Here is a 9,613-nt window from a genome sequence, read left to right as displayed (position 1 = left end):
GCAGCGCGGGCGGGCAGCGCGGGCGGGCAGCGCGGGCGGGCAGCGCGGGCGGGCAGCGCGGGCGGGCGGGCGTGTGAAGCTGGTGGCGGTGGGCGCGGCGGCTCGCCTGGCATGGGCGCGGCGGGTCGGGTCGCCGGCGCGCGAGTCATCGCCGCCCGAGCCCGCACGTGCGTGGCCCATCGCCGCCCGAGCCGGAGTGGCCCGTGCGGTGGTGGTGTGGGTGGGTGGGTTAGTCGTCCTTCGGGGTGCTCCACGCCTCCAGGTGGGCGGCCATGTCCGGGACGTCGATCTGTTCCCGGCCCAGCGCTCGCACCAGGTCCAGGGCCTCGTCCTCCTCCGCGTCTATCCACCAGCCGTTGATGTCGCACAACGTCACCGCCGCGACCCAGCCCAGCCGCCAGTTGCCCTCCGCCAGGGGCCGGGTGCGCACGATCGAGTCGAGCAGGGCCGAGGCTTTCAGCCAGAGCGTGTCGTATGCCTCGACGCCGAGCACTGTGGCCCGGGGCCGGTGCGCTGCGGAATCGAGGAGACCTAAGTCGCGCACGACCAGATCCCCGCCGGTGACGGCGGTCGCCAGCACGAGCAAGTCGCCGGCGTCGAGGTAGTTGACCACTGCTTGACGCGCTCCCTGTCCTGAGCGGCGGGGACTTCGGCGCGGCCACGCCTCGTCCGGGATGCCTCCGGCACCTCCACCCACCACTTCAGGTCCGTGTAACCCGACCGCACTACCGGCGTCGGGGATGGTGTCGACCGCGCGGCGCACCGAGGTGCACGCCGGCCACGGCCCGATCTTCAACGGCGCACCATACCGGGGCGCCCACCGGCGGCGGGCCCGTTCGCATCGGACCACGAGGGAACGGAGCGGACTACGTCGATTGAGCTGCATGAACCCAGACTATCGAACACCTGTTCGAACGTCAGGGCACTTCACTCGATCGGGAATGGATGAACCTTCAGGCCGAACCCATGCGGTCCAGCAACCCGCGGTACTTCGGCAGCACGCGCCCGAGCACCTCGGACAGCTGCTCCTCCTTCTGCAACCGGGCCCACCGCTCGGCCAGCGCCAGCCGCACGACCTCCTGCTTCGACCGGCCCTCAGCCGCGGCCAGCTCGTCGAGCCGCCGGTTCTCCTCGTCGCTCAGACGCAGGGTCATCGCCATGTCCAGCACGGTACCAACCTGATACCACACTGGCTAGAGCGAGTTTTATAACACTGTTGCGATAGAATGCGGGGGTGCCGCGACCGAAGACCCACGACGACGCCCTCCGCGTCCGCCTCCTGGACCGCGCGGGCGAACTGCTGTCCACGGAAGGACCGGGCGCACTGAGCTTGCGCAGGCTCGCGGCGGATGTCAACACGTCCACCACGGCCGTGTACTCGCTCTTCGGCGGCAAGCCGGCACTCCTCGACGCCCTCTACGAAGAGGCCTTCCGGCGCTTCGGCGACCGCCTCGCGGAACTGCCGGAGACCGACGACCCCGTCGAGGACATCGTCCGGATCGGCCTAACCTACCGCGACAGCGCCCTGGCCGACCCGCAGTTCTACCTGGTCATGTTCAGCAAGGTCGTCCCGAACTTCACCCCATCGGACGAAACCAACGCCGCCGCGGCGGAGACGTTCACGCCGCTGGTCACCAACGTCGGCCGGGCGGTCGAGTCGGGCCTGTTCGTGGACGCCCCGCTCGAACACATCGCGCTGGCCATGTGGGGCATGGTGCACGGCCTGGTCAGCCTGGAGCTGAACGGCAACCTGCCCCCGGGCGTCGAGATCGCCCCCGCCTACGAGCGCGCGATCCGCGCCCACATCGAGGGCTGGCGCAAGCGCTCCTAGCGGAGCGGGAGGGGTGGGGTCCGGGGAGGAGGCCGCCGCGAAACCTCCCCGGACCCCGGTGGACCGTCCCGGTCAGGACAGCCCGTCTTTGAGGGCGCGGATGAGCTCGCCGTCGGCGGTGTCGCCGTCCAGCGACCAGATCATCGCGCCGCCGAGGCCGCGTTCGGCCACGTAACGACCCTTGCGCTTGATCTCCACGGGGTCGTCCCACGTCCAGAACGTCGTGCCGTCGAACAGCCACGCGTGCCCGGCCTTCGGGTCGCGGTGCACGGTGAACTTGCCGAGCTGGGCCTTGAGGATGCGGTAGTCCTCGTACCCGGCCTCGTAGGTCGCGGGCGCGGGACCGGCCGCGGGCTGGAACAGGCCGTTGTTCTCGTTGCGCACACCGGTCCAGCCCCGGCTGTAGAACGGCACGCCCAGCACGGTCTTGCCGCGCGGCGCGCCGCGGCGCAGGTAGTGGTCGATCGCGACCTGCGTGCTGAACTTCGGCGTGGTCGGGTCGGCCGCCGGCGTCCGCAGCGCGGACTGCTGGTTGGTCAACGGGTCCCACGCGCCGTGGTAGTCGTAGCCCTGGATGGTCGCGAAGGTCAGCAACGAGAACACCTTCGGGATCTCGAAGCCGCGGTCGGCCTGGGCCGGGTCGGCGGGCAGGAACGCCGTCAGGTCGTAGCGCTTGCCGGTCCGCCAGCTCAACGCGGTCAGCTGCTTGCGGTACTCCACCAGGAGGGCGGTGAAGTTCTCGCGGTCCTCCGGCCGGACCACGTTGCCCGGCGCGCCGGGGCTCGCGGGCCACTCCCAGTCCAGGTCGATGCCGTCGAACACGCCCGCCGCCGCGCCGGGCGCGGCGCCGACGAGGTTGCCCTTGAGCCACAGGTCGATGCACGACTTCACGTGCGCCGCACGGGATTCCGGCGTGAGCGCCGCGTCGGAGAAGTGCTTCGACCCGGTCCAGCCGCCGAGCGAGATGTTGACCCGCAGCCTGGGGTGCTTGGCCTTGAGCTGCTTGAGCTGGTTGAGGTTGCCCAGCAGCGGCTGGCCCGCCTCGTCGGCCTTGCCGTTGACGCTCTGCTCGGCGGAGAACGGCCGCTGGTAGTCCGCCCACGGGTCGGAGCTGACGCACTTGCCGGTCTCGTCGAGGAACCCGAACGCGTAGTTCAGGTGGGTGAGCCGGGGCGCGGTGCCGTTGTCGACCAGGTTCTTCACCAGGAAGTTCCGGTCGTAGCCCGCCCAGTTCGTGTAGTAGCCGACCGTCCGCTTCTCGCTGCGGTCGTGCGCCGCGGCGTGCGGCACGAGCGACACGGTGAGCGCGGACGCCAGGAGGGCGGGGAGCACCCATCTCCTGCTCGACATGCTTCTCCTCGCGGGTGGAGGCGGCGGCTGTGTGGTCCAGACCACGGTAGGGCTGAGGTCTAGACCACCTCTACGGCCGTTCGGCCGAATCCGGTCATCCCGACCACTTCCGCTACGGCTCACCGTTCACAGTTGGTGCAAAAGTTTGCATGTGCGGCGGGTGGGACGGGCGCGCTAGCGTGCCGGTGTTCAAACTTGAATACCCGATCCACGAGGGGGAACGGTGACGATCCTGGTGACCGGCGCGACCGGCAACGTCGGCAGGCACGTCGTGGCGCAACTGGTGAAGGAGGGCGCGGAATTCCGGGCGTTGAGCCGCAACCCGGACAAGGCGGGCTTCCCGGCGGGCGTCGTGACTGTGAAGGGCGATCTCGCCCGTCCGGACGAGGTGCCGCTGGACGGCGTGACGGCGGTGTTCCTGCTGGCCGTGCTGGAGTCCGCCGACGCGGCCGGTCTCGCGGCGGCGTTGCTCGACCGCGGCCGCGACCTGCGGCGGGTGGTGTTCCTGTCCAGCGACGCGGTGACCACCCGGCGCCCCGGCAGTTACGAGCTGCACGAGTCGGTGGAGAAGGCGATCGAGGCGTCCGGCAAGGAGTGGACGCACGTGCGCCCCGGCGAGTTCATGTCGAACAAGCTCATCTGGGCGTCGAGCATCAAGCACGAGAACGTGGTCCGCCACGCCTACCCCGACGCCCCCGGCGCGCCGGTGCACGAGGCCGACATCGCCGAGGTGGCCGTGCGGGCGCTGCTGGACGACGGGCACGCCGGCAAGGCGTACCCGTTGAGCGGTCCGGAGTCGCTGACCATCCGGGAGCAGGCGGCGGCGATCGGCGCGGGCCTCGGGCGGGACATCGGGTTCGAGGCGCTGACCTACGGGCAGGCGCGGGCGTCGCTGATCCGGGACGTGGGGCTGCCGTACGACGTGGCGGAGTACATCCTCGGCTACCACGCGCAGTTCAACGAGGAGCCGCCCGCGGTGTGGCCGACGTTCGAGGAGGTCGTGGGGCGGCGGGGCCGGACGCTCACCGAGTGGGCGGCCGAACACGCGGCCGAGCTGAGCTGATCCCGCGGGACCGCGCTGCGCACGGGGTGTGCGCAGCGCGGTCCCCCGTCAGACCGCGCCGTACTGGCGGTCGCCGGCGTCGCCCAGGCCCGGGACGATGAAGCCGGAGTCGTTCAGGCGTTCGTCGATGCTCGCGGTGACCAGGCGGACCGGCAGGCCGGAGTCCTCCAGGTGCTTGATGCCCTCCGGGGCGGCCAGGGCGCAGACCGCCGTCACGTCCGTCGCGCCGCGGTCGGTCAGCAGCCGGATCGTGTAGGCCATCGAGCCGCCGGTGGCGAGCATCGGGTCCAGCACGAAGACCGGGCGGCCCGCCAGGGACTCCGGCAGCGACTCCATGTACGGCGTCGGCTGCAACGTCTCCTCGTCGCGGGCCAGGCCCACGAAGCCCATCTGGGCGTCCGGGATCAGCTTGTGCGCCTGGTCGGCCATGCCCAGGCCCGCGCGCAGGACGGGGACCAGCAGCGGCGGGTTGGCCAGGCGGTAGCCGGTGGTCCGGGCCACCGGGGTGTGCACGCGCTCCTCGGCGACCGGGGCGTTCCGCGTGGCCTCGTAGACCAGCATCACGGTCAGTTCGTGCAGCGCGGCGCGGAACGCGGCGTTGTCGGTGCGCGCGTCGCGCATCGTGGTGAGCCGCGCCCGGGCCAGGGGGTGATCGACGACGAGGACGTCCATGGTCAGACAGTATGTGGTACAGGTAGGCGGTGCCCGACGGCTCCTTACCGCCCTCCGTCGCCCGGTTCGTGGACGGCTCGGGACGCACCGTCGGCGCCGGTGTGGTGCTGAGCCGCACGCACGTCGTGACCTGCGCGCACGTGGTCAACCTCGCGGCCGGGCTGGACCTGCACGCCCAGGAGCGGCCGATGGCGGCCGTGCGGGTGGAGTTCCCCGCGTTGCCGGGCGCGGCGGCGATGGCCTCGGTGGCGTCGTGGACGCCTCCCCCGGAGCGGGAGGGTTCGGCGGGCGGTGACCTGGCGGTGCTGGCGTTCGCCGCGCCGGACGGCGTCGAGCCCGCGCACCTGATCACCACCCCGCCCCGGCCGGGCGACCCGGTGGACGTGTTCGGGTTCCCCCGCGACCGGCCGGACGGGGCGTGGGTGCGGGCGGTCGTGCGCGGGCGGGTGTCGGGCGGGTTGTTGCAGCTGGACAGCGTGTCGGCGCTGAAGGTGCAGCGCGGGTACAGCGGCGGGCCGGTGTGGGACCCGGAGACCGGCCGGGTGGTGGGTGTCGTCGTGACCACCGCCGGGCAGGACAGCTACGCGATCACGGCGGACCGGCTGCGGTCGGTGTGGCCGGAGCGGTGGCGCGAGCGGCGCGGGGACGCGGTGACCGTGCTGCACACCGGCGCGACGCGGTTCGGCGACGACGAGGCGCCCTGGTTCGGGCGGCTGCACGACGCGGTGGCCGACGTGCGGCCGGACCTGGTCGTGTTCTCCGGCGACCTGACCGCGGCGGCGCGGCCGAGCGAGTTCGAGCGCGGGTTCCGGTTCCTGGCGCACCTGGCGGAGGCGGTGGAGCTGCCGCGGTCGCGGGTGGTCGTCGTGCCGGGCTCGCGGGACGTGAACCTGTTGGCGTGCAAGGCTTACTTCGCGCAGGAGGAGGCGCTGGAGCGGACGCCCGTGCCGCCGTACTGGCCGAAGTGGGGGCCGTTCGCGGCGGCGTTCGACGCGTTCTACGACGGCGCGGCGACGTTCACGCCGGACGAGCCGTGGTCGGTGTTCGAGCTGGCCGGGATCTCCGTGGTCGTGGCCGGGGTGAACTCGACGATCCCGCTCAGCCACGAGAACTCCGTGCCGGACGCCGGCGAGGCGCAGGTGACCCGGGTGAACCGGCGGCTGCGGGAGTTCCGGCGGCGGGCGTGGCTGCGGCTGGGCGTGGTGCACCGCGCCGCGCCGCCCAGGCTGGACGTCAACGCCGTGCTGTGCGGGCGCGACGACGGCGCGTGGTTCGACGTGGTGGCCTTCGGCCCGGACGGCGCGACGCGGCGCGCGCACCACTACGACCGCGACGACGGGCGCTGGGTCGCCGACACCCCGGACCGGCCCGCGTTCACCGGCACGTTCGGGCCGCGCGACCGCCGGCTCGACGCCGTCGCGCCGGCGCGGGACTCGTTCTTCGAACGGGTGCTGGAGGCGACGCGGGTGGCGCACCCGTCCGCGACCGTGACGCCGCTGGCCGAGCTGTCCTACCTGCGGGTGTCCAAGCCGCGGGAGGGCGGCGGGTTCGAGCAGTGGCCGGTCGGGGTGGTGGCGGAGGCCGCGCCGGACCGGCTGGACGCGTTCGTGACGGGCGTGCACGGCTCGTTCGCGGCGGCGGACCCGACGGTGCCGTCCGAGCTGGTCTACGGCGGCCCGCCCGCGCCCGCCGACCTGGTGCTGGCGGCGCGGCGCAGGGGCGTCCGGCTGCGCAGTTTCGTGGAGTACCAGGGGTTGCTGGACCTGCGCCCGCTGGTCGCGCGGCAGGCGCGGCGGCTGGCCGACGACCTGGTGTACCCGGCGGAGCTGTACGTGCCGCAGCGGTACGCGGTGGTCGGCACGTCGGAGGTGCGGGAGGACGTGCTGGCGCGGGTGGTCCATTGGCTGGGCCGCGAGACCGCGCGGTTCGTGGTGGTGCTGGGCGACTTCGGGCGCGGGAAGTCGTTCCTGCTGCGGCAGTTGACCCGGGAGCTGCCGCGGCACCTGCCCGGCGTGCTGCCCGTGCTGGTCGAGCTGCGGTCGTTGGAGAAGGCGCCGACGCTGGACGAGCTGCTGGCGCAGCACCTCGTGCGCGAGGGCGTCGAGGCGGTGGACGTCGCGAAGCTGCGGTACATGATCGGCAGCGGGCGGCTGGCGCTGCTGTTCGACGGGTTCGACGAGCTGGAGCTGCGGGTCGGCTACGACAACGCGGCCGACTACCTGGGCACGCTGCTCAAGGCCGTGACGGACCGGGCGAAGGTCGTGCTGACCAGCCGCAGCCAGCACTTCCGGTCCACCAGCCAGGTGCTGACCGCGCTGGGCCGGCAGGTGTCGGCGTTGAGCGCCAGCCGCAGCGTGGTGCTGGAGGACTTCACCGACGACCAGATCCTGGACTTCCTGACCCGGCACTACCGCGGCGACGCCGAGCGGGCGCGGCGGCGGTTCGCGCTGCTGGGCGCGATCAACGACCTGCTGGGCCTGTCCCGCAACCCGCGCATGCTGTCGTTCATCGCGGACCTGCACGAGGACCGGCTGCTCGACGTCCGCCGGGAGCACGGCCGGATCAGCGCGGCGGAGCTGTACCGCGAGTTGGTGGACTTCTGGCTGTTGTACGAGTCCAAGCGGCAGGAGCACCGCCACGGCACCCCGTCGTTCGAGTTCGCCGAACGGCTGGCGGCGTGCACGGCGCTGGCCCTGCGGCTGTGGGAGACGACCGCGACCACGATCCAGGCGGGCGACCTGGCCGACACCGTGGTGTCCACGCTGAACCGGTTGGCGGAACGGGGTTATTCGATCGACCAGGCCGCGCACGCCCTGGGGTCGGGGACGTTGCTGGTGCGCACCGAGGACGGGTTCGCGTTTGTGCACCAGTCGGTGATGGAGTGGCTGGTCGCGCTGTCCGGGGCCGACCGGCTGCGGGCGGGCGCGGCTCCGGGCGTGACGAACCGGCGGATGTCCCGGCTGATGGTGGATTTCCTGTGCGACCTGGCCGGGCACGGGGTCGCGGTGGCGTGGGCGCGGGGCGTCCTGGCCGACGTGGACGCCGGCGCGGTGGAGAAGCAGAACGCGACGGCGGTGGTGCAGCGCCTGGACGCGCCCACCCGGCTGGAACTGTCCGGTGTGGACCTGCGGGCGACGGACCTGGGCCGGCTCGACCTGCGGGGGGCGCACCTGCGGGGGGCGGTGTTGAGCGGGCAGCGGTTGGTGGACAAGGACTTGAGCGGGGCCGATCTGCGCGACGCCGACCTGTCCGGGGTGGTCGTGGTGGGTGGCAGCCTGGAGGGCGCGCTGCTGGCGGGCAGCCGGTGGCGGCGGGCGGCGTTGCTGGGTGTCCGGGGTGCGGAGCGGGAGGAGCTGGCGGAGGCGGCGGTCGCGGGTCGGGACGAGGCCGAGGTGGTGATCGAGCCCGCGGGCGGCGGCGTGTGGCGCAGCCAGTCCTTGCCGGACGGCGACCTGGTCGTGTTCCGGCGGGCGCACGTGGACGAGCTGTACGACCTGACCGCGGGACGGACGGTCCGCACGTGGCCGTGGCACGGCACGGGCACCGCGTTCTCGCCGACCGAGCCGATGGCCTTCGTCCCGACCATCGGCTGGGTGCCGGGCCAGGACGCGGACGAGTCCGTTGTCGCCCAGGTGACCAGGCCCGAACGGGAGGTGGCGGGGGTGGCGTTCACGCCGGGTGGTCGGCAGCTCGTGATCGCGTGCGGCGACCTGCTCCGGGTGCTGGACCTCGTCACCGGTGAGCTGGCCTTCGCCTACCGCGACGACCGACTGCGGACGCTCGACCTCGCGCTGGACGGCTCGAAAGCCGTCACCACCAACGGCGCCGGGCAGGCGACGATCTGGCTCCTGGGCGACTCCAGCGGGGCGGCCCGGATCGAGGGCGCGCACTTCCGGTCGGCGGCGTTCTCCCCGGACGGCCTCCTGGTCGTCACGGCGGACGACGACGAGGCGATCGCGTTCTGGGACGGCGACACCGGCGCGCACATCCCGTTCCCGCCCCCGGACGAGCCGGTGGACGTGGTCCTCGCCCGGTACTCGCCGGACGGCCGGCACGTGCTGCTCGCCCACGACGACGGGTCCGCCACGCTGATGACCGGCGGGACCGCCCGCCCGTTGACCGAGCACCCCTTCGAGATCGGGGCGATCGCCGTCTCCCCCGACAGCCGGCTGGTGGCCACCGGAGCCGCCGATTCCGTCCGCGTCGCCGGCGTGGACGGCGGCGTGATCAGCGTGATCGAGTGCCACACGGCGGTGCGGGGACTGGCGTTCTCGCCGGACGGCACGCTCGTCGCGGCGGCCATGGCCGACGGCTTCACGTGGGTGTGGGAGGTCGGGGGCGGGCTGCGGTTCGTGGTGGGCGGCCACCAGGCGGCGGCCAGGGCGGTCGCGTTCTCCCCCAACGGTCGCCGGATCGCGACCGGTGGCGACGACGGCACCGTGCGGTTCTGGGACGCCGCGACCGGGGAGGAGATCGGGACCGTCGTGCTCGGCGAGCGCGAGGTCGTCCTGCTGCCCGACGGGCACTACAAGGGGTCCGACGAGCGGGTGTTCTGGGCGGTCAAGCAGGTGCGGTTCGAAGCCGGTGAACTGGACGCCCACTACCCGCACATCCGCGCGCTCGCCCCCGGCCGGCCGCTGCCCGGCAAGGGGTTCGTCGGGTGACCGGTCGGCACGCGCCGGCCGATCACGCGGGTG

General features: G+C 72.9%; 7 protein-coding genes. 3 read left to right on the top strand and 4 right to left on the bottom strand.

Annotated elements, in window-relative coordinates:
* Positions 1–229: 229 nt before the first annotated feature.
* Together AB0A74_RS34070 and AB0A74_RS34065 are read right to left on the bottom strand one after the other, a co-directional pair.
* Positions 230–613: a Fic family protein gene (locus AB0A74_RS34070; protein ID WP_358256053.1), complete on the bottom strand. Its 384-nt coding sequence runs from the start codon at positions 611–613 to the stop codon at positions 230–232.
* Positions 614–953: 340 nt separating this feature from the next.
* Positions 954–1,160 (bottom strand): type II toxin-antitoxin system VapB family antitoxin, encoded by a 207-nt coding sequence (locus tag AB0A74_RS34065; RefSeq protein WP_343940088.1) that lies wholly within the window; start codon positions 1,158–1,160, stop codon positions 954–956.
* Positions 1,161–1,234: 74 nt separating this feature from the next.
* Between AB0A74_RS34065 and AB0A74_RS34060 the strand changes: the two genes are divergently transcribed.
* Positions 1,235–1,831, top strand: a complete 597-nt coding sequence (locus AB0A74_RS34060) for a TetR/AcrR family transcriptional regulator (RefSeq protein ID WP_358256051.1) — start codon at positions 1,235–1,237, stop codon at positions 1,829–1,831.
* A gap of 72 nt (positions 1,832–1,903) precedes the next feature.
* Here the strand turns inward: AB0A74_RS34060 and AB0A74_RS34055 are convergent, their stop codons facing one another.
* Positions 1,904–3,181, bottom strand: coding sequence for a glycoside hydrolase family 18 protein (locus AB0A74_RS34055; RefSeq protein WP_358256049.1), 1,278 nt, complete (start codon positions 3,179–3,181; stop codon positions 1,904–1,906).
* Positions 3,182–3,404: 223 nt separating this feature from the next.
* Here AB0A74_RS34055 and AB0A74_RS34050 point away from each other — a divergent pair, with 223 nt between their 5' ends.
* Complete coding sequence (locus AB0A74_RS34050; protein ID WP_358256048.1) at positions 3,405–4,244, top strand: NAD(P)H-binding protein; 840 nt, start codon at positions 3,405–3,407, stop codon at positions 4,242–4,244.
* 48 nt (positions 4,245–4,292) lie between these two features.
* On the opposite strand, the gene upp is transcribed toward AB0A74_RS34050, so the two are convergent.
* Positions 4,293–4,916, bottom strand: a complete 624-nt coding sequence (upp, locus tag AB0A74_RS34045) for a uracil phosphoribosyltransferase (RefSeq protein WP_358256047.1) — start codon at positions 4,914–4,916, stop codon at positions 4,293–4,295.
* Positions 4,917–4,945: 29 nt separating this feature from the next.
* Between upp and AB0A74_RS34040 the strand changes: the two genes are divergently transcribed.
* On the top strand, positions 4,946–9,580 hold the full coding sequence (locus tag AB0A74_RS34040; RefSeq protein ID WP_358256046.1) for a trypsin-like peptidase domain-containing protein: 4,635 nt from the start codon (positions 4,946–4,948) through the stop codon (positions 9,578–9,580).
* Positions 9,581–9,613: the final 33 nt, after the last annotated feature.

Source organism: Saccharothrix sp. NPDC042600 (genome assembly GCF_040647305.1).
Taxonomy (GTDB): Bacteria; Actinomycetota; Actinomycetes; order Mycobacteriales; family Pseudonocardiaceae; genus Actinosynnema; species Actinosynnema mutabilis.
Note: the sequence above shows the minus strand (reverse complement) of the source record. Positions and strands in the feature narration are given on the sequence as shown.

Coding starts and splice junctions, on each gene's coding strand:
- upp (WP_358256047.1), bottom strand. CDS start 4,916: ATGGACGTCCTCGTCGTCGATCACCCCCTGGCCCGGGCGCGGCTCACC.
- AB0A74_RS34055 (WP_358256049.1), bottom strand. CDS start 3,181: ATGTCGAGCAGGAGATGGGTGCTCCCCGCCCTCCTGGCGTCCGCGCTC.
- AB0A74_RS34065 (WP_343940088.1), bottom strand. CDS start 1,160: ATGGCGATGACCCTGCGTCTGAGCGACGAGGAGAACCGGCGGCTCGAC.